The organism is Stenotrophomonas terrae, from assembly GCF_039674165.1.
Classification (GTDB): Bacteria; Pseudomonadota; Gammaproteobacteria; order Xanthomonadales; family Xanthomonadaceae; genus Stenotrophomonas; species Stenotrophomonas terrae_A.
Window position 1 is genome coordinate 164,995 of sequence record NZ_JBDJMY010000001.1, and the last position, 19,790, is coordinate 184,784.

Annotated in this window: 12 protein-coding genes and 1 pseudogene; 3 read left to right on the forward strand and 10 right to left on the reverse strand. The window is 59.8% G+C overall.

From position 1 onward, the window contains the following. Positions 1 to 244: 244 nt before the first annotated feature. Together ABE493_RS19405 and ABE493_RS00695 are read right to left on the reverse strand one after the other, a co-directional pair. Positions 245 to 1,036: pseudogene (locus ABE493_RS19405) on the reverse strand (transporter substrate-binding domain-containing protein); the annotation flags it as partial. Positions 1,037 to 1,499: 463 nt separating this feature from the next. Continuing rightward, the gene (locus ABE493_RS00695; RefSeq protein ID WP_346496294.1) at positions 1,500 to 2,141 is read right to left on the reverse strand and encodes a response regulator transcription factor; all 642 of its coding nucleotides are present in this window, start codon (positions 2,139 to 2,141) and stop codon (positions 1,500 to 1,502) included. Between the two features lie 658 nt (positions 2,142 to 2,799). Here ABE493_RS00695 and ABE493_RS00700 point away from each other — a divergent pair. The 3 genes from ABE493_RS00700 to ABE493_RS00710 are packed head-to-tail and all read left to right on the forward strand — an operon-like array spanning position 2,800 to position 12,574. Continuing rightward, a complete protein-coding gene (locus ABE493_RS00700) occupies positions 2,800 to 6,279 on the forward strand; it encodes a hypothetical protein (protein ID WP_346496296.1) in 3,480 nt (1,159 codons plus the stop codon). 25 nt (positions 6,280 to 6,304) lie between these two features. Further along, complete coding sequence (locus tag ABE493_RS00705; RefSeq protein WP_346496298.1) at positions 6,305 to 7,315, forward strand: OmpA family protein; 1,011 nt, start codon at positions 6,305 to 6,307, stop codon at positions 7,313 to 7,315. A gap of 18 nt (positions 7,316 to 7,333) precedes the next feature. Continuing rightward, entirely contained in the window at positions 7,334 to 12,574 is a 5,241-nt protein-coding gene (locus tag ABE493_RS00710; RefSeq protein WP_346496300.1) for a DUF6923 family protein, read from the forward strand. Between the two features lie 470 nt (positions 12,575 to 13,044). On the opposite strand, the gene ABE493_RS00715 is transcribed toward ABE493_RS00710, so the two are convergent. The 8 genes from ABE493_RS00715 to ABE493_RS00750 all read right to left on the reverse strand — a co-directional run bounded on the left by ABE493_RS00715 (position 13,045) and on the right by ABE493_RS00750 (position 18,668). Then, positions 13,045 to 14,118, reverse strand: coding sequence for an alpha/beta hydrolase family protein (locus ABE493_RS00715; protein ID WP_430980683.1), 1,074 nt, complete (start codon positions 14,116 to 14,118; stop codon positions 13,045 to 13,047). Between the two features lie 26 nt (positions 14,119 to 14,144). After that, positions 14,145 to 14,969 carry an AraC family transcriptional regulator gene (locus tag ABE493_RS00720; RefSeq protein ID WP_346496302.1) on the reverse strand — a complete coding sequence of 275 codons (825 nt, stop codon included), beginning with the start codon at positions 14,967 to 14,969 and terminating at the stop codon, positions 14,145 to 14,147. 382 nt (positions 14,970 to 15,351) lie between these two features. Then, positions 15,352 to 15,624 carry a hypothetical protein gene (locus ABE493_RS00725; protein ID WP_346496304.1) on the reverse strand — a complete coding sequence of 91 codons (273 nt, stop codon included), beginning with the start codon at positions 15,622 to 15,624 and terminating at the stop codon, positions 15,352 to 15,354. Beyond that, positions 15,602 to 15,958 (reverse strand): YkgJ family cysteine cluster protein, encoded by a 357-nt coding sequence (locus ABE493_RS00730; RefSeq protein WP_346496306.1) that lies wholly within the window; start codon positions 15,956 to 15,958, stop codon positions 15,602 to 15,604. Before ABE493_RS00730 ends, ABE493_RS00725 begins: the two co-directional genes overlap by 23 nt. Further along, positions 15,955 to 16,602: a class I SAM-dependent methyltransferase gene (locus ABE493_RS00735; protein WP_346496308.1), complete on the reverse strand. Its 648-nt coding sequence runs from the start codon at positions 16,600 to 16,602 to the stop codon at positions 15,955 to 15,957. The genes ABE493_RS00730 and ABE493_RS00735 overlap by 4 nt, the downstream gene beginning before the upstream one ends. 432 nt (positions 16,603 to 17,034) lie before the next feature. Next, positions 17,035 to 17,295 carry a hypothetical protein gene (locus tag ABE493_RS00740; protein ID WP_346496310.1) on the reverse strand — a complete coding sequence of 87 codons (261 nt, stop codon included), beginning with the start codon at positions 17,293 to 17,295 and terminating at the stop codon, positions 17,035 to 17,037. A 544-nt stretch (positions 17,296 to 17,839) separates the two neighbouring features. Then, on the reverse strand, positions 17,840 to 18,244 hold the full coding sequence (locus ABE493_RS00745) for a hypothetical protein (RefSeq protein ID WP_346496312.1): 405 nt from the start codon (positions 18,242 to 18,244) through the stop codon (positions 17,840 to 17,842). A gap of 70 nt (positions 18,245 to 18,314) precedes the next feature. Beyond that, entirely contained in the window at positions 18,315 to 18,668 is a 354-nt protein-coding gene (locus ABE493_RS00750) for a hypothetical protein (RefSeq protein ID WP_346496314.1), read from the reverse strand. Positions 18,669 to 19,790: the final 1,122 nt, after the last annotated feature.

Here is a 19,790-nt window from a genome sequence, read left to right on the forward strand (position 1 = left end):
AGGTATTCCAGTCGGTCGCAGGTATCAGTTGAATGCGCACGCCCAGTTCTTTCTGCAAGAGACGTACGTAGTCCGCAGCAAGTCCGGAGAAGTCGCCTTTGCCGTCAACGAAACTGTAGGGGTAGCGATCTACCTCATATCCAAGGCGCAGCACAGGCAGTTTGCTCAGCCAATCGCGCTCCTGTTGAGACAGCGTGCCGTCCGGCCCGCGCGCTTCGGTTTGCCCAGCAGCCCCCCAACGCGCGCGCAACGTTTCGATTTCCTGCTCGTCAATGGTGGCCTCCGCCTTGCGCAGGATCCCCACGAGGATCGGCTTGGATTGGTTTACTGCTGGCGCGACATCCAGAGCTTCGAGAGGAGCGGAGCTGACAATTGCCAGATCATCGGCAGGGCGCCGGCTCAGAAGGACTTGGGCACGGGGTATGCTCATGCCGATATACGCGTCAGCATGCTGCTGTGCTACCAGGTCCAAAGCCTCGCGGCCGGTATTGGCGTAGACCAGCGTGGCCCCGGGAAATTGGCGCGCAATATTGGCGTTGCCGGTGCGAAAACGCCGCTCCACGGCGATACGTGCATGGGCGAGGTCGGCAGCACTGCGGATTCTGAGGTCACCCTTTGGCGCGACGAGGGCTGGCGCTCCGGACAGGAACGGATGCAGCAGGTCGTAGCGCGACCGCCGATCAGGAGTGACCGGCTGAGCGGGCAACAGGTCATAGGGAAGTGGGGTTATGTCAAAGGCGACCCCGGCCCAGTCCGTGTAGGGATGAAACTCCAGCTGCAGTCCAGCGCGTTCGGCAAGCAGGCGTGCGTAGTCGATGCCCAGCCCTTGGGGTTTTCCACCTTCCCACGCCTCCAGCGGCATCTGGTCGCCGACGAATACCCCGACTGTGACGACCGGATGCGCCTGCCGCCAGGCTATCTCTTCGGACGTGAGTTGGAGTCGACTTTGCCCTTGCGTAGTGGCCGTCGCGCAGACGACCAGAAGCAGCGTGAGCAGGAAAATCCGCAATCTGGCGATGGAGTGCGAACGCTTCATGGCGACGGGTCCGGATCTAGGGGTGACGCCAAGCCTATGGCCGATGCTTGGCGATGCGCATGGCGAGTATCACAAACGCAGGGAATCAACTGCGAAAATTTGTGGATGCGCGTTCATCGAAAATGGGCCAGATCCCATTGCTATCTCCAGGGCTTGGAGTAGAGCGGCGCGGGCAATTGCTTCAGCGCCCAATCCCATTGGAAAGCAGCAACGCAAGTGTGAAGATGCGGGTGGCGCGGGGTCGGGCTTTGTCATCACGCCCCTTGTGGTCGGCAGCAGGAGCCCAGCGGATGCATGGTATGAGCCGGATCTGTCGCCAGGCTTGTAGCAGCGCCTTCAGTGTCGCAACGGCTGCAACTGAAGCCGGCTGTCATCCACGCCGACGCACAGGATCCAGGCAGGCGGCAATGCTGTGTCAAAGACAGAAGTGTGAGGTGCGATATGGGCACGCCGATGCCTGTGCCTAGGTGATAAGGCCATGCTTGGACGCGTAGGCGTAGACCTCCACATCCGTCTTTATGCCCAACTTATCCATGGCAGCAAGCTTCTGGTTGCTGATGGTTTTGGCGCTACGGTTGAGCAGGCGTGCGATCTCCTTGATGCTCATTCCCGAAACGAAAACCCGCAGGACCTCGGCTTCACGCGGGGACAATGCTGCGAGGGACGATGTCTCCAGATCGACGCTTGCGTTCTCGAGCAGCTTCTTTGCACTCTTTCCCATGTACCTGCGTCCGTGAGCAACGGATCGCACCGCGTGTTGGATTTCGGTAAGTGCATCGGATTTGCTGATCAGGCCGTTGACACCGGCGTCGCGAATCGCGCGGAGGATGGCCGGATTCGCAATCCGCGAGAGTACGATGATCGGCAGCCGGGGCCAGCGTCGCTGTATCAGGCCGATCAGCGCCAACCCGTCAGGGACGTTCTCGCCGGGCATGACGAAGTCGGTGATGACCAGATCGCAAGGCGTCTGCTCAAGTGCGCTGACAAGTTCGTCTGTCGAACCTGCGGTAGCCACTACCCGCACAGTTGCGTCCAGTTCGAGAATCTGTTGTACGCCACTTGTCACGATCGGATGGTCGTCGGCGAGAATGATGTGAAGGGTCATGTGGGCTTCGCCACGAAACTTAGCGTCTAATGCGGATTAGATCACGGTTTCGGTCGCTAAATTCAGTGATTGGGCTTGCAATCGTTCAGAAAACAACGTCGGTGATCCGTTTTGCCTGAAACCCCGGGTCTCATCAGGCCGGAGTGGGGGACTCCCTTCCAGCTGACCGCATTCAGGAAGCGCCAGCGCAGATGTCTGCGCTGCCCAACGCTGATGCAAAGCCCGGCCATGAGCCCCTGGCAGAAAAAACCGGGTCAGTCCTGTGCGCAGTTCGATCTGCATTCCGCACCGCAAAGACTTGGCGAAATGCCAACCAAAAGAGACTGGGGAAGCGACAGGTTGCGGGGAGAGTTCTGCGTGCACCAGCATCGCTGTCAAGGCAGACGGAGACACACAGACTGAGTTCGTTAACACGATAATTGCGTCGCGGGAATGGGATATTTCCCAAACAAACTGCAAGCGATTCGCAATGGATCAATGCGGTTTTCCCAAGCAGTCACTGAGTCAGCCGACAGCGCTCATGAACGCCACGCCGATGGAAGCGACGGCAATTCTCAGGCCGCTAAGGAAAGTCCTAAAGTTTGGGAAAAGTCCCATTCAATGGACTCAAGCAACGCCGTAGCCTCCCTGTCCAATCTAAAGGGTGGGTGCTACAGCAGTGAATACAGTCGACAAGAAATGGGCGTCGCGTGGCGCCCCTTGCGACAGGATGTCGATACGCAGGAGCCGGCTTGCCATTGCATTGACCATTGCCATCGGTTCATCGGCGTTCAACGCCACGTCAACGGAACTTGGGAGTGTTGATTCAACTGCGTACCAAGCGCGCTCGATCAATCTTGTGGATCGGGCTGCTGGCTATGCAGGCCTGAGGCGGGAAGCAGGCAATGTCCATCGCATTGCGGTCGAGGTTGATCGCGATGGCGTCCCTGCCGATGGGCAGACGCCAGTGAAAATGGTGGTGCGCCTCAGTGACGCGACCGGTGCGAGTATTTCGGGCAGGCAGCTCGTGACAGTGGAGGCCGATGGAGGTCGGCTGCAGCTTCCCGGCGCGGCGAGCGACATGTTCGGCATGGACGCGCACGACCTGGATCCGGTGACGCCTGGTTTTCAGATCGAGGCTGTCGACGGGCTGGCGGAGATTTGGCTGCTGGCGCCGATCATGGCGCAGAGCGTGAATATTGTCGTATCTGCCGGCGGCCAGCGGGCGAGTGGAACCATCAATTTCATTCCGGAGATGCGCGAGCTGGTCGGCGCCGGTGTGGCCGAAGGCATCATCAGCCTGGACAAACGAGCTGGATTGTTTGGCAACACGGCTGGGGATGGATTCGAGCGACAGATCCGAAATTTCTCGCACAGCACGGGAGATGGGCGGCGCAAGGAAGCACTACGCACGTCATTTTTCCTGAAAGGGGCGGTGACAGACGACGCCCTGCTGACCATGGCCTACGACAGCGACAAGCCGGATCGCCAGGCGTTGTTCCGCGATCTCGATCCCGAGCACTGGTATCCGGTCAGCGGCGATGCCTCGATCGTGGGCTTCGACGCCCAGAGCACCAGTCGCCTGTATCTGAGATTGGACAAGGGGCGCGACTATCTGCTGTGGGGCGACATCGCGACGGGCACCGGCTTCAGCCAAGCATTTGGGCAGGGGTTTGTCGCAGCGGCGCAGGTCCGCGATCTGGGCCAGTACAACCGCACGATGACTGGACTCCGAGCGCACAGCGAGAACGATCGCGGTGGCATGAACGTGTTCGCCGCCTACCAAGACCAGAAACAGGTTGTTGAAGAATTTCCAGGACGTGGTCTGTCCGGACCGTTCACGGTGAGCAACTCAGGCGGCGCAATCCTGGGCAGCGAGCGTGTGGAATTGGTGGTGCGTGACCGCAATGCGCCGTCGCATATCCTGAGCGTCCAGCAGATGCGGCGATTCGAGGACTATACGTTCGAGCCGTTCAGCGGTCGCATCCTTTTCGTCAAAGCTGTCCCGACGGTAGATCCAGCGCTCAATCCGATGTCTGTGCGCATTACCTATGAAGTGGATCAAGGGGGCGACAAGAGTTGGGTATACGGCGCTGATGGCCAGTACGCACTTGGCAAAGTGCTTTCCATCGGTGGCAGCTACGTCAAGGATGAAAATTCCCTGGCGCCATACGAGCTTGGCAGTGCCAACGCGACAGTACGCATGGGCGCTGGCACCCGCCTTGTCGGTGAATACGCCCGCAGCCAAAGCCAGGTCAGCTCGCTGCCTGGTTCGATGTACAGCCTGCAGCCAGGCGGCACGCTGGGCAGCCCGTTCAATCCGCTGCATACACCAGTCGAAACCGGTGATGACGCCACTGGCGCCGCATGGCGACTGGCGTTCACGCATCAAGGCGAGCGCTTGGGTTTAAGGGCCTATTACGGTCAAAGCGATGCGGCATTCAACAATCCGGCCTCCTCGTTCAACGGTGGACGCAAGGAGGGTGGAGCAAGCGCGGAGTTCGCGCTTACCGAGCGCGTGTCGCTGCTGGCGCAGGGCACCCATACCGAAGACACCATCAGCGGCGCCAAGCGCGAAAGCGCCAATGCGGGGCTGCGCTTCACCACGGGCACCTTCAGTTTTGATGGCGGCGTGAACCATGTAGCCGAGCGCGCAGGCGACTTCTACGGAAATGGTCTGTCGGTGCCGGCGCCGATCAGCGCTCCGTTTGGCGTTGGTGTGGTGTCGCCCGGTATCGGGGGTGGATTCTACGGTGGCGGTAACACGGCGTTGAATCCTGCGACCCGACAGACGCTCTACAACACCGGCTACGGCTGGGCCGGCAACTACGGCAGCTGGGTTGGTAATGGACTGGCGGGCGTACCGGTGGAGTACACGGCAGTTCGACTGGCGGCGGATTGGAGGCCAACGGAAGCTTTCAATATTGCAACCGAGCTGGAGCAGGACCTGCACTTCAACGAGCATCGACGGGCTTCGCTGGGCGCTGGCTACCGCATTGCGGAGAACACCCGGGCGTACGGCCGGTATGAGTGGAACACGGGCCTGAGCAGTGTCGCAACGAGCGATGGTGTGACCAGCCAGAACGGAGTCAGCCCCTATGAGTCCAACGCCTTTGTATGGGGTTTGACGTCGGACTATGGCAATGGCGCTCGCTTGTTCAGTGAGTACCGCATGTACGACTCCTTCTCGGGCCGGCAGTTGCAGTGGGCCAATGGTCTGAGCCGCTCCTGGCGTGTGGGTGATGCGCTGTCCCTTCAGGCCGGCGGCGAGAAACTGTCGCTGCTTGACGGTAGTGGCGAGGAAGCGACCGCAGCCAATATCGGGGCGGAATGGCGACCTAGCGAACTGTGGTCAATTGCGGGTCGTATCGAGTGGCGCGGTACTGAGGGCAGGAACGTCTCGTCTGCTGCGCCCCAAAGTGAGGGTCAGCCACTGGCAGAACCCACGCTGCAGCCAGGAATGGACAGCTGGCTTTCAACTCTGGCCGTGGCGCGGAAGCTCAATCGCAACTGGACCGTACTGGCACGCAACTACTACCTGATGAACGACTACGACGGCCAGGATGCGAAGGCCTATGAAGACCGTGCACAGGTAGGCGTGGCCTACCGCGATACCGATACGAACCGTCTCAACGTGCTGGCCCGCGTTGACTACTGGACCCGGCGCGATGCCTACGCTTCGGACGTGTGGTCTCAGCTCGCCGGCAATGGCAGCGATCAGTTCAGTGATGGCTACGACAAGTACATCGCTTCGGTACACGCCGACTACCATCCTGCGCGCCCGTGGTGGCTGACAGGGCACTTTGCCGGCAAGCGCCAGACCGATTACTTCGACGGCCGCAAGGATGCCTACACCGCGTACCTGGCCAGCGTAAGGCTGACCTATGACGTATCAGAGCGCTGGGACGTAAGCGGCATGGCTTCAACCAAGTGGTCGCCCGGTGGTGCTCGGCAGAACGCCTTCGGTGCGGAGGTGGGTTACCTCATCAAGGACAACCTGTGGTTGTCAGCTGGCTACAACTGGCGCGGCTTCACAGACAGCGACCTGACCGGCGGCGAATACACCAATCAGGGCGTCTACCTGCGCCTGCGGTTCAAGTTCGACGAAACCTTGTTCTCGGGCAAGAACCCCGAGGTCAATCGCGCTCTGCCGCGTTGAATTCATTCATTCTGAGAAACGCGACATGACTCCAAACAAAATCACGCGGCTTTCCAGCGTCGTCCTGATCACGCTGTTGGCCGGACAGGTACTGGCGCAGAACACTGGCGACGCGCTGCGGCCGCAGCAGCAGCGCATCAGTCACGAGGCGATCCATGCCGACCACAATGCCTTTGTCAAAGCGCAAGGGCGCATCAAGACACTGAATGATCAAGGCATTGAAGTGGACAGCTACCATCTGTCCAAGGCGCAATGCTGGCTGGACACCAGTTTTCACGAGTACACACGCAATGACCGTGGCGGCTACCCGCGAGCGGCCCTGGCCGAGTCGCTGAAGATCGTCGGCGCTCTGGAAGCGGGCAAGGACCCGGGCTGGGAGACACCCTTGGTCAACCAGGCCGAGAAGTTGCGCCCCGATCTGTGGGCGCGCTACGAAGCGCTGCGCCAGAGTGCGGGATTCCACTGTGCCGCGCAGGCCACTGCATGTGGCGAAGTCGAGCTGGTTCATGCGGGCAATGAGATACACGACGGCGGTTGGCGTCATGCCAAACCATACATCCAGATCGCCGAGGATTTGATCAGCCAGGCGGAACAGATGGCTGCCGAGTGCGGCCAGCCCAAACCCGCTGCCACCACTGAAGCCTTCGATATCGCTGCAGACGCGCTGTTTGCGTTTGATAGAAGCGACATCGCCGGCATGAAGCCCGAAGGCAAGTCCAGACTGGATGAACTGGCCGCGCGCCTGCGCGATATCTACACCAACTTGGATCACATCACCCTGGTCGGCCATGCCGATCGTCTGGGCAATGCCGCCCACAATCAGGAGCTTTCCGAACGTCGCGCCTGGACGGTGAAGGCCTACTTGCTGGACCAGGGCGTTACGGGGCCGATTCAGGCCAGCGGCATGGGTGAAAGCCAGCCTAGTGGAATGACCGCGCACTGCGTGGGTGAGCGCGCGACGCCTGCGCTGATGCAGTGCCTGCAACCGGATCGCCGCGTCGCAGTACAGATCGTCGGAATCAAGGCTACGCCTTAGCCTGAAAGGATGCTGGCAATGCCGACCGCGATATCGATGACATCACTATCTACAAGCTTTGGGATTAGTTTCATGCACAAGATGAAGAAGGCAGCAGGTTGCCACGACGATGGCGATGGCTGGCGCGCGGATCGCTTGCGCGACGATATGCCAGGCGGATCGGGCCAATGCGCGAAGATGCAAGCCAGCAAGCGTGGACGCTGGGCCCTATGGATGCTCGGAGCGCTGCTCTCGATAGTTTCGCTCAGCGTGTTCGCTGCACCGCTTCCGCTTGGGGCATGCCCGGCAGAACCGCTGCTCTATCGGGATGGCGAACTGCACAGCATGAATCTGTTGACGGGTGCGACGAACCCCATTGGCCGACTCACCAGCGCCCAGGAGTTCAACGCTATCGGTTTCCGCAAACAGGACGGTTACGTCTACATGTGGGCGGTGACGCTGAACGGTGGTGGGACCAAGAACAGAAGGCTGGTTCGTGTCGGCCAGGGTGCGGTTTCCGACCTTCCGTTCGCGACAGCACCCACCGGCTGGCCGAAGGAACCCAACGGCGATTCGATGAGCACCGTCGTTGCGGATATAGCGCCAGATGGCCTGTATGTTGCGCTTCCGTTCAACCTCAATACCCTCTACTTCGTCGACGTCGTCACCAACAGGGTGGACCACTCCGTGCCGCTGAAGGGCGTGAGTGAAACGCTGATGGTGCGCGACTTTGCATTCAGTCCAACCGACGGAATGCTATATGCCGTCAACGGCGGCACGGGCCACCCCTGGCGGATCAATCCGGTGACGGGCCAGGTGACGGTGCTTACCGGTATCTCCCTGCCGGTTGGAACGAGCAACGTCGGCGCCGTCTTCTTCGATGGTGCGGGCACGATGTACGCTTACGACAACAGCGGCATCATCTATCGCGTTTTCAATGTTGATGGCTCGGGTACGTTGGCCTATGACGTACTTACATCGAATGCTGCAAAGACCAATAACGTCGATGGTGCAGCATGCCCAAATCTGGCCCCGGTCGGACCTCCTGCCATCAAGGTCAGCAAGACCACCATTGGCGGGGTAGGTGGGCCGTTCACCTTCGACCTGACGGGAACCACTACCGTTGGCGCTTCGGTCAGCACGGTCACGGCAGGCGTGCCGGTGATGCTGGATGCGGATTCAAAAACCCCGGGTACGCAACTTTTCAAGGCGGTAGCCATCGGCGAGCCGATCACCATCACCGAGGGCACCATGCCGAAGGGTTGGTCCTTGGCCAGCGCAGTCTGCACAAGCGATGGTGTCGTTGTGGGAACGTTCGATAACGACGTGTATTCCATCCCCGGCGCCGACGCGAAGGCCGGCGGGCTGATCGAGTGCGACTTCGTGAACACCCCAACGTCACTGATTACGGTGGCAAAGACAGGTGCCCAGCCAACGGACAACGGCAACGGTACCTATGATGTCGTTTACACAGTGACCGCGACCAACAGCGGTACGATAGCTGGAACGTTCACCGCGACCGATACCGTAACAGTGTCTGGTGCAGTAACCAGCGTGGTTGTTGTGAATGGTCCCGTGCGCAGCGGCGGTACGGACACCACCAATACCGGAACGTTGGGCACGCTGACGGCATCCGGCGGAGCGATTGTTACCAATGAACCCATCGGCGCCGGCGCGACCGATATCTACACCTACACCGTTCGATATACGCTGTCGGGCGGCTTGGTCGATGCAATCTGTCCGGCGACGGGTAGCACCGCCATCGCCAACACGGTAACGCTGGACAATGGCAGCACCGCAAGGGAGTGCAAGGATCTTCCGAGCATCTCCGTATCGAAGTCGCTGACACAGATCAATGGTGCTGCGGTGGCGCCCGGAGCGACGACCAGCGCGGGCGACACCCTGACTTACACGATCACAGTCAACAACGCCGGCACCGCAGCGGCGACCAACCACGCGTTCTACGAGTCGATCCCGGCTTATACGCTGTTCCAGTCGGCAACTGGAGCGGCGGTAAGTCAGTGTGCACCAAACGATGCTGGCCGCAGAAGTTGCACGCTGAGCGTGCCCAGTGTCCCCGCCAAGAGCTCGGCAACGGTGACGCTGACAGTGAAAGTGGCCGATGAACTTCCCAACGGTCTGACTGCGCTCTACAACCTGGTAACCGACAGTGCATGTGCGGCTGGTGATGCAACGTGTGCACCGCCGCCTGCCTGCGACCCTGCTACTGACGCGAACCAATGCAGACTCCCGCCGCCGAACTGCGATGCGGCGGCAGACCCCATGCACTGCAACAAGACCCCTGTAGCAATCCTGACGACGGCGAAGACATCGATCCCAGCCAACGGTGCATCGGTGAGCGTGGGCGACACCATCACCTATACATTGACGGTGACCGTGGCAGGCGATTCCAGCGCCAGAACACCGGTGGCTGCGGAACTGGTGGACACGATGACCGGACTGACGCTGGAGCCCGGTTCCATCGTTGTCCCGCCCAACGGCACCTGCGATACCAGCGCGGGCCTGACGTGCACGCTGGCAAGCGGCGCCGGCGTTGGTACCTACGAGTTCAAGTACCAAGCGAAGGTAAACGCGGGGGTGACGTCTGTGAGAAACGCGGTGGTGGGCGGCGGTTGCGCAACCGGCGATCCGGATTGCACCACCGAGAACCCGATTCCAGCGGTGACAGTGAAGAAGACATCGGATATTGGCACCGGCACAGCGGTAAGGCGCGGTGACGTGATTGCTTACACGCTTGCGGTCAACGTGACCGACGCGCAGACGGTGACCCCGGTGGTGTTGAGCGACACGCTGGGCGCTGGACTGACGCTTACCGGCCCGCTGCCTGCTGGCTGCACGGCAACGGCCAACGGCCTGAGCTGCACCCTGGCGACCGGCACCGCGATCGGCCAGTACACGTTCCAGTACCGGGCGACAGTGGCGAACGATGCGACGATAAAGGTCGTCAACACGGTGACGCCGAGTGGTGCAAGCTGCCCGGTGGCGGAGGACTGCACCACCGAGAACCCGATTCCCGCGGTGACAGTGAAGAAGACATCGGATGTTGGCACCGGCGCGGCTGTGAAGCGCGGTGACGTGATTGCTTACACGCTGACGGTCAACGTGACCGACGCGCAGACGGTGACCCCGGTGGTGTTAGGCGACACGCTGGGCGCTGGACTGACGCTGACCGGTCCGCTGCCAGCCGGCTGCACGGCAACGGCCAGCGGCCTGAGCTGCACCCTGGCGACCGGCACCGCGATTGGCCAGTACACGTTCCAGTACCGGGCGACAGTGGCCAACGATGCGACGGTAAAGGTCGTCAACACGGTGATGCCGAGTGGTGCGAGCTGCCCGGTGGCGGCGGACTGCACGACCGATAACCCGATGGCGAACGTAATGGTTGCCAAGTCGCTGACACAGATTGACGGTGTGAATGTGGCCGCCGATGCACAGGTGAAGGCGGGTGACGAGCTGACCTACACCATCACTGTCACAAACTCCGGTGCCGCAGCGGCGAACAATCACCAGTTCTACGAATCCATCCCCGCCTACACGACGTTCCAGTCTGCGACCGGCGCCAGCGTGGTGGGCTGCAACCCGGGCGATAGCGGTCGCCGTACCTGCACGCTGACCGTGGCAAACGTCCCAGCCAATGGCAACGCGATGGTGATGGTCAGGTTGAAGGTTGCCGATGTGGTCCCGCTCGGCCTGACAACGCTGTACAACGTGGTCACCGACAATGTATGTGCCGCCAATGATGCTGCATGTACACCGCCACCGGCGTGCGATCCGGCGACGGATACGAACCGGTGCGTATCGCCGCCACTGGGTTGCAATCCCGTGACCGACCCGCAGCACTGTGTCCCTTCGAAGACCTTGCACCCTGAGCTGACCGTGACCAAGTCGATGGTCGGCCAACCGACCGTGGTGGCGGGCGCCCTGGACCAATTCGATCTTGTCTACGCGATCAAGGTGGAGAATACGGGCAATGCGCCCGGCGTATACGAACTGCGCGATACCTTCGGCTTCGACCAGAGCGTGAAGGTCGAATCGGTGGCGCTCGTGACGCATGAGGGACCGGACCCCTTGTTCAGCACCATCAATGCCGGTTTCAACGGCGTCGGCGACACGCTGGTGACGCAAAGCGAGACGATTGCAGCCAACAGTAGTGAGATCTACACGGTGAAGCTGCGCGTCAGCATCGGTATGCAGCAGGGCGGTAGCAGCAATGCCACATGCGACGCCGGTGCGGGTGCCGGCCATGGCCTGTTCAACGAGGCAGTGGTGCAGTATGACGGCAAACGTACGGCCAAGGATGACGCGTGCGGTGACACGCCGCAGCCTCGGGTCGTGGGCGATCTTGTAATCGAAAAGGTCGGATCTGTGCGTGAGGCAGAGCTGGGTGACATGGTGACCTACACGTTGCGCGTGAAGGCCAATGGAAACTATGCCGTTGACCAACCAGTAGTAGTGGACAGTCTGCCGCGGGGCTTTCGTCTGATCGACGGAACAGTGCGCGTACGCACCGGCACGTTGGTGGAACTCACGGGTGCGCCGGGCCCGGTACTACGGATGACGTTGGGTCGAATCGAGCCGGCACAGGAGATCACAATCAGTTATCGCGTGCGTCTGGGCGTGGGGTCGCAGGAAGGCAGCGGCATCAATCGTGCTCTGGTGACGTGCCCAGCCTATGGCGACCGCGGCGCGGGACAGTGCTCGAACGAGGCAACGTGGAAGGTAGAGGTGCGGGGCGGCGTCTTCTCGGAAATGGGCGGGGTGATAGGTAAAGTTTTCGTGGACTGCAACCTCAACTCGGTACAGGACAAGGAAGAGCTGGGTATCCCGGGGGTGCGCCTGTACTTCGACAATGGCACGTTCCTGGTGAGCGATGTGGAAGGGAAGTACAGCTTCTTCGGACTGACACCGCAAACGCATATGCTGAAAGTCGATGCCCGGACCTTGCCGATGGGTAGCCGACTGATGACCAGCAGTAGCCGAAATGCTGGCGACGCCAATAGCCTTTTCATTGACATCAAAGCTGGCGAGATGCAGCGTGCCGATTTCATTGAAGGCTCGTGCAGCAACCGTGTATTGGAGCAGGTGAAGGCGCGGCGTGCGAGCGGCGAGGTGCGCAGCATCGAGACCGAGACGGGCCAGCCGGGGCTGCGCTTCGAGAGCAAGCCGCTAACCGCTCCACAGCAGGCCACTGACTCAGCGAACCAAACGATTGAAATGTCGCGCTATGGAAAGGGTGGAATGCGTAGTGATGGAAACTGAGCGGGAAAGGTGAGCGAACGCATGGTGCTCGCCTGCGCGTTAAGTGCTGAATTGCTGGGTCGGACGTATGCAACGACCCAGCAGTTTCTGCTCGGTTTGCACAGGTGATGCTGCGAGGCGAAGTAGGTTTTTCGTACTTTTGAATGGCACAGCCTGGGCGAGGCGCACGCCGCGTAAGGCGAGACCATCAAGGCGGCGGCCAATGCCATGTCGCGACGTGTTGCACAGCGAACCAGGAATTGATGATGTCTGTCGGGATGATAAGTTCCGGCGAACCGCCCCAAAATCAATGGTTCGCCGAGCCCCTGACCGCATACCCGGAGTGACGGTTTGGGTTGCCATAAGTGGCAGAAGGGACTGGCGTTGCCAACCTCCACTTTTGGCTAAGGTCGAGTAGGGGATTAGGAACATTTAACCCGGCGGGCACACCCAATGCGGGCAATGGTCCAAACGCAGCTCCAAACGTGTAGCTACCGAAGCGCGGAATCAAACAGCGACCTGGCCTGCTGGATCGCTGCCTGATGCGTAGCCGGCTTATCGGTCTTCACCTCGCACAGCTTTCCTACCCGCTCACGGCCCAGCTCCGTGCAGTCCGCAAGGAAGTCGTAGTGACCTACCAAGGGGAGTACCTGAAGTCGCGCGTCGTCATTCGCCTCGGCAATAACCTTGCTGTTGCTGGCCGGTGCGGCAATGGTATCGGCCTCACCCACAACCACCGACAGCGGAACCTCCAACTGTGCGAGCTCACCCGGTTCGAACGCCTGAACAATTGCCGGTGCCATCAGGAACACAGCGCGAACGTTGGGAATGCGGCGATCCTCCGCCGACCTGGCTACCCAAGGTGCCAGCTCCGGCGTAGCGGCCGCCGCCATCCGTCGCTCAAGGGTAATTTCCGGATTCTCGGCCTGCGGCATGCATACCCCATCCTTCGGCGATGCCTTGCAGAAAGCGGCCAACCGGGACATGTCCGGCCGCGCGCCGGCAGCCACCAACGCCGTGAAGCCGCCGGCCGAATACCCCACCAGCCCCAGCCGGCCCGCATCGACATGCGGAGCCAGCACAGGGTTGGTCTGCACCGCAGCCAATGCCACAGCGAGGTCATCGGCCCGGTTCCACACCAGAATGCTTCCGGCCTCGGTCATCGCGTCCACACCGTTATTGCCGGGGTGGTCCACCGCGACCACTACATACCCCGAGTGCGCCAGGGCTGTGCCGAACCAGCCCATCATTCGGGCGCTACCGCCGTTGCCGTGTGACAGCAACAGTATTGGCCAGAGGCCCGGCGCAACGGGGGCATCGACGGCAGAAGATCCCGCCACGAACAGCGGCGCACCCGGCGGCCCGATCGCCAGCGGCTGCTGTTGTACACCTGGCTGCGCCGGATACCACACGGTATACCGCACGTGGTCGCTGTGCCCGGCATCGCGGATTGCTGCGCTGGGCGCGTGCGCCACGCCACGGGTTTCGCCAACAGCGGGGTAGGGCGCAGCCGCGCACGCCAACGGCGCGAACAGACAGGTCAGCAGGATGAATGTGTAGGGCACTACTCGCACGGATGGGTCTCCTTGGATCAACTCAGGTCGGACAGCGGCAGCCAGATTTCCACGCCGCCGTTTCCGGTGCGGTCGTCGAAGCGGGCGTCATAGCGTTCGAAGTCGGGGGCGTCAGCGAGGCTGAGGCCGGAGCGGGGCAGGTAGTCGTTCAATAGCCAGTACCAGGTGGAGCGGATGGTCGAGATGTGGCCCGCATGCCACGCCATCAAATAGTCCCCGGCCGGAATGGAAACGGCATGCCACGCCGAAGGCACAGCGGCGGTGGAACCGATCTCCATACCGGCGATGTAGTCGAAGGCACCCTCGCCATCGCGGTTGCAGCAGACCCCGAAGGCGATGTCCTTGCCAAGCTCCCGGGTCAGCGCCAACTGCTGCCATTGCGAGGGAATGGACGCCACCGTAGCGGCGGTGTGGCGGACGCGGATGCCCGCCACACGCAGCGGGCCCTGCCGGCGACGTACCGGCTCCACCTCGCAGCGAAGGGATGGGGCGTCGAGCTTGATGGCCTCCAACAGCGCGAGGCTGTGCAGACCCTTCCGGCGAACCTGTTCCGGAGGTAGCTTGAACTGCTCGGTGAAGGCGTGGGTAAAGGCTGCATGCGAGGCATAGCCTGCGGCCAGAGCGACATTCAGGATGGGCTCGCTGCCTGCAGCCAGAGTCCGTGCCGCCTGGGTCAGTCGACGCACACGAAGGTAGCGCGCCATCGAGGTCCCGGTACTGACCTGGAACAAGCGGGAGAGGTGGAACGGCGAGAGTTCGACCGCCTCGGCGATCTGGGCCAACGAGGGGTTCTCGGCAAAGTGGCTTTCGATGTACCACAAGGCCTTGCGTGCCGCTCCCATGACGCCTGTTCCGTACCAGTGACTTGGTGGGAGCGTAACGCAGCGCGGGGCAGGGCGTTTGCGGAATCTTGCTGTTGGTGCGCGGTGTGGGTGAGCAGCGCGAATCGAGGTCAGCGAGGCGCTGCGCCTTCCTTTGGCTGTCGGCGGCGACGGCTGGATGCCAGGTAGTGTGGCTCAATCAATGCAAGGGGCGTCTGCGCAAGTGATAAGGGACGTTTATCGGAGGTAGGGCGCATGTCCGCTTCTGGGCGGAAGCAGTCGTCAGTGATTCCAGCCGCTGCTGCTGTCCGTTAGGCCACGGACTGAGCTGGCGCTGTGTCGCCAGGGTACGCAGGCTTATAAACGAACTAGGTAGGAGTAGACACAGAGGAACCACCTTGTGTCACGGTTTAGGTTCTGTTCGCTTGGGAGCAGCTGCACCATCTGTTGTTGCGCGGTGGGGCATACGGCCATTAGTCGTAGCCTTATTAACAGGAGGCTTCCACCGGAATGGTGTGTTGCCGAGCACTTCAACTTTTCCTCCCGATGTTTGAAATTCTGCAACATCTTTGGCGATGCGGTCGTGACTTAGATCATTGGTATGGACCTTCGGGGCGTAGACCGAATCCGATTTTGTAGCTGGGTATTGGCCTTTAGTGCGCTTTGTTGCCGTCATGACTTGTTTCTCCTATGAGCTTCATTGCGATGAGGCGAGCACTCTGCTTGGCATGTTCGTCGCGTTCGGCGCGGCAGTAGGGGCCGCCCATGGCAAAGGATCTGCAGACGATAGGTCTGCTGGCATAAATGCGACACTTCATCTTTTTCCCATCTAGTGCTGCGCACCACCCATCTTGGTCCTTGGCCATGACATGCAAACCTCCGACCTGATGGGTTGTTAGATGGGCAGGCACTGAATCTTCTTTACTCAAAATCACTGTGAGTCTGCAGCACAGTGAATCACAAGTAGTGCAGGCGATCTTAGCGTTGCCTTCGCGCTCAGCATGGTTCATGTCGTAGCAATCATCATGTTGCGCGAGTAGTGCAATAGCTGACCACGATATGGGTCCGGGTCGGAGTCATGCATTCGACATCTTGTCGATTTGAGGACGAAGCTTTGCTTGACCAACATCCGGCTGAATTCTTCGCTGCTACTCAAGCCCGGATCTGTTATCACGACCTCGGCTCTAGGTTTGGCATGGTGTAGCACGACATCCGCTATGAACTCGGCTTGTGATCGATCATGTAGAACGTCACTGGCTATGATCAAGTCAAAGGCGCCCAGCGCGCTTGGGTCCCGCCCGTGACGAAGTTGATGGAATTGTACGGGTGGCAATCCGTTCAGGGCAGCGTTGTGAGCTAGAAAAGGTTCGGCCAATGGATGCTCGTCGCAGGCAATTACCTCGACGCCGTGCCGCATCAGCACAATGCTAGCGAGCCCAATTCCACAAGAAAGCTGAAGTACTCGCTTGCCCGAAATTTCGAAGCGGCACATGGCCTGGGCAAGTAATTGACCCGATGGCCACAGCTGACCGAACAAGCCCCATTGCGCCGAGGAAATATGAAGACGCTTCCTGTGCCCCTCCAAGTCGCTGACCTGCTGCTTATCGCTGAGGATGCGTAGCAAGTAGGAGTCGCCACCGATGGTGACTTTCACGTTGCGTGTCTTAAAGCCGGGCATTGCGCACTCCCGTCGAGCGACCACCCATGGATCTGGGCAGGTAACGCATGAGAAGGAGCGATATGCGCAACTGTCGAAACAGCTGCAACGAGCGCGAAGCAGGCTAGGCCTGTGATTTGATGCTAGCACGTCTCAGGACTGATCCGCTTTGGCCCCACGTGTGGCAAGCCGAATCAGCACCCGTGTGCGGGAGATGGCTCATTGTTCTTCGTAGCGATCACCCAGCTGCGGCATGAATGATGTGGGTAGTTCGGGTACGCAAAGGCCGCGGCTGCCTCAAGCGAGATGAAGCAAGTTGAGAGATACGCCTATGTCCCACTTTTTTTGGCGAAAAAGAGCTTTGGCTGCTGAATACGCTTCAGCAGCCCATGAATGCAGTGAATTCTGCCTTCGAACCAGATTGATAGCTCAATGCCGATAGTTGCTTCTCAGCAACTCGAGCTGCTCAGTGGCTGCCAGCATGCTTTTGATCCTATCCAGCACTGCTTCAATGCCATTTCGGCACCCAGCTTCATTGGGTAGCCCTACTATCGAGCGCAGTGCCTTCTTTGAGAGGATTTCCAGAGAGCGCAAGGTGTCCAGCCGTTTGGAATAGTTCCAAGAATGGGTAGACGCCATCATATCGGCCGCGAAATCATCTAAGTCGGCCCGTGCATCGTCATGGTTCATAGCTGATCCGTGCGCGAAGTGCGCGTTTGAGCAACCACCATAGGCCCATTCTAACGTTCGTGTATGGCGAAGTTGGGTAGCGCCAGGCAGTGAGGTTGCCCATAGGCGACCGGAATGAGGCTACCTGGTAATCAAAGTGGCCGTTGGCGTGGTCTCCGCGTTGGTTCCCAGCTTTTCGTACTTGAGCGGCCTCCCCGTTTCACAGTGGACGTTCCGTTCAGAGTCAAGTGTTGATGCGATCAAACTCCGATGCCGATGCCGATGCCGATGCCGATGCCGATGCCGCGATTGTGATCGTGACGAGAGAAACGTCAGCTGGCCGACGCGTAGAAATGGACGCTTAAGGCTCCACAGTCTGCGGCTGCGGCTCAAGCGGTGCCATACGGGGCAGGGGTGCAGGCAGGGGCTATCGATGCACGGCCTGTTGCTCTCGGCGGCTCTGGGTCGGTTTTGCAGCACACGCCAGGACAGCGGGCGGATCAGTTCCCGCGGAATCCGGCCCAAACCATCGGTGGCTACACGGCGCCGACAAGCACGCTTTGAATCAACATGGTTCGTTCGGGACGTCTTTCCAGCCGCCTTCGGTGCGCTCCAATCGCTTTCCTTGCATGCAGCGCTGTCCTGGACGAAGTGCTCGCCGCTCCATTTCAATACGGCGTTCTTCTGCTGCGCGCGCTTCGAAACCGAACGGGTCCGGATCATTTGCTGTGCGCAGGAACTCATCTATTGCAGCCTTACGCGCTTGATCTTCTTGTTCTGCGACAACTGCGGCACCTATGCCAACTAGCGAGCACGTGGCTATTAGGCAGATCGACATGCCTACAAAAACTCCGATTGCGATTTTCCAAATGAGGCCGTTGCCGGAATCGCTTTTCCGCTGCCGAGCTGGCTCACGGAATCGAATTTCGTCCATGTCGGGTTTGCTGAAAGTCGGCTCTTTTCGTTCCATGATTTACCCCTTGTCGCGTCCGCTGCGATTGTAGCTGGGGTGTAGGGGCAAGGCCCCTACGAATGCGCCCTTATCCAGCGCGGGTTCCGAAGTGGCATTCCCGCCATTCGCCCAGGTCTACGACAACCACCTTGACCATCGACTGCGGACGGGCTTTTCGCGCAGCGTTACTTTTACGTGTCGCGTCACGTAAATCAAAGGCATCGGCGCGCCAGAGCAGGCCACGCAGCCGGCGCTCTGGGATTCTTTCGACCGACGGTGCCACCGGGTCACGGCCAGCCAGTCGCCATCCAGCCCAAGGGCCGTGAAGCTCGACGTGGTTTTCGATGACGTGCCGGTGATGGGCAGATGCACACGCATTCGGGCATTGTTCGCCGGGCAGCCAGCATGGCGGCCTGCGGTCAATGTTGTAGCTGTCACTCATGCCTCAATTTCCCCTGATCCTTAGGAGGTGTTCATCGCATAGGATCGGATGGCGGACAAGTACTTGAAATCGTTAACTTCAACGCCGCTTAGCAATCTCAATTCTGCCAGAGCACTCGCAGACAGTATGGCTCTACTGGCAACAGAAGCAGACTTTTCTACCAGAATCACAACCATTGCAGAAATTATCATCGAATAAGGAACATCTGATTCATTTGGCAGGTGGATCTCCAAGCCAAAGCAACACCAACCGACTGACCTTCTTTCGTCTGCGTACCATCACTACGGGCTTCCATGCCACCGCTTTGGGTCTGATAACGGGCTCCTCTATTTTGGCTAGAGCATGATGAGCCGCAGTAGCGTAGCCTCGGTACAGGACTCGCTCGTATGCTCTGACATATCCGTCAGTACGCCGCTTATCGCGCACGTGATGAGCAATTGACAGGCATATTTGTTGAAGTATGGTCTGCACAGGCCTTGAAAGAATACGTCCATCAAAGAAGAGCTTTTCCTGAACGTAGTACGCTGTCAGCAGAATGACAGAGGCACGTGGCTGCCATTCCTCGTACTCGGATGCTCCATCGATACCTAGGCAGATGCGTTCTCTTTCAGAGAAACTATTCGGCGAAAATTTGGTGGCGACGCAGCTGGAAACATGCCTCATAGGAAGCTCAAAAGAAACCGGCAGTTCTAGAAAAAGATCCCGCGACCTCCCAGTGTCATTTGCGATTCGTAGCAAGTTGTTTTGTTCTGACTCGCAAGGCAGGTCTGGCTCATGCCTGACGATCGAAACCCTACTCAAGTTCGAATCTTTCGGTGTGCCGTGCCTGGACCAAGCAAGCTTGTTCTTGAAAACCAGCGGGATTGTGTCTTCCCAGAGATCAGAATCCTGTTCCAATCCGAATAGGTCGCGTCTATCACGGCTTTCCTGCGCCCATCTCAAGTATCGCTTTAGGCTTTTGATTCTAGCCTCTATCAGAGTCTTTGGTTCATGAACTAATTGCATGGCATCAACGAGGTCCGAGCCGCAAGCGCAAACAAGAGCTGATAAGTCGCGACTAATGCTCTTACATAGAGGGCTGGCACAGACAGGACATTGGGAAATCAGCGGCAGATCGTGCCA

Bases quoted from the DNA above. Each gene is read 5' to 3' on its own strand.
- ABE493_RS00725 (WP_346496304.1), bottom strand. From the start codon at position 15,624: ATGACGGCAACAAAGCGCACTAAAGGCCAATACCCAGCTACAAAATCG.
- ABE493_RS00710 (WP_346496300.1), top strand. From the start codon at position 7,334: ATGCCGACCGCGATATCGATGACATCACTATCTACAAGCTTTGGGATT.
- ABE493_RS00740 (WP_346496310.1), bottom strand. From the start codon at position 17,295: ATGAACCATGACGATGCACGGGCCGACTTAGATGATTTCGCGGCCGAT.
- ABE493_RS00745 (WP_346496312.1), bottom strand. From the start codon at position 18,244: ATGGAACGAAAAGAGCCGACTTTCAGCAAACCCGACATGGACGAAATT.
- ABE493_RS00695 (WP_346496294.1), bottom strand. From the start codon at position 2,141: ATGACCCTTCACATCATTCTCGCCGACGACCATCCGATCGTGACAAGT.
- ABE493_RS00730 (WP_346496306.1), bottom strand. From the start codon at position 15,958: ATGAACCATGCTGAGCGCGAAGGCAACGCTAAGATCGCCTGCACTACT.
- ABE493_RS00705 (WP_346496298.1), top strand. From the start codon at position 6,305: ATGACTCCAAACAAAATCACGCGGCTTTCCAGCGTCGTCCTGATCACG.
- ABE493_RS00750 (WP_346496314.1), bottom strand. From the start codon at position 18,668: ATGAGTGACAGCTACAACATTGACCGCAGGCCGCCATGCTGGCTGCCC.
- ABE493_RS00720 (WP_346496302.1), bottom strand. From the start codon at position 14,969: ATGGGAGCGGCACGCAAGGCCTTGTGGTACATCGAAAGCCACTTTGCC.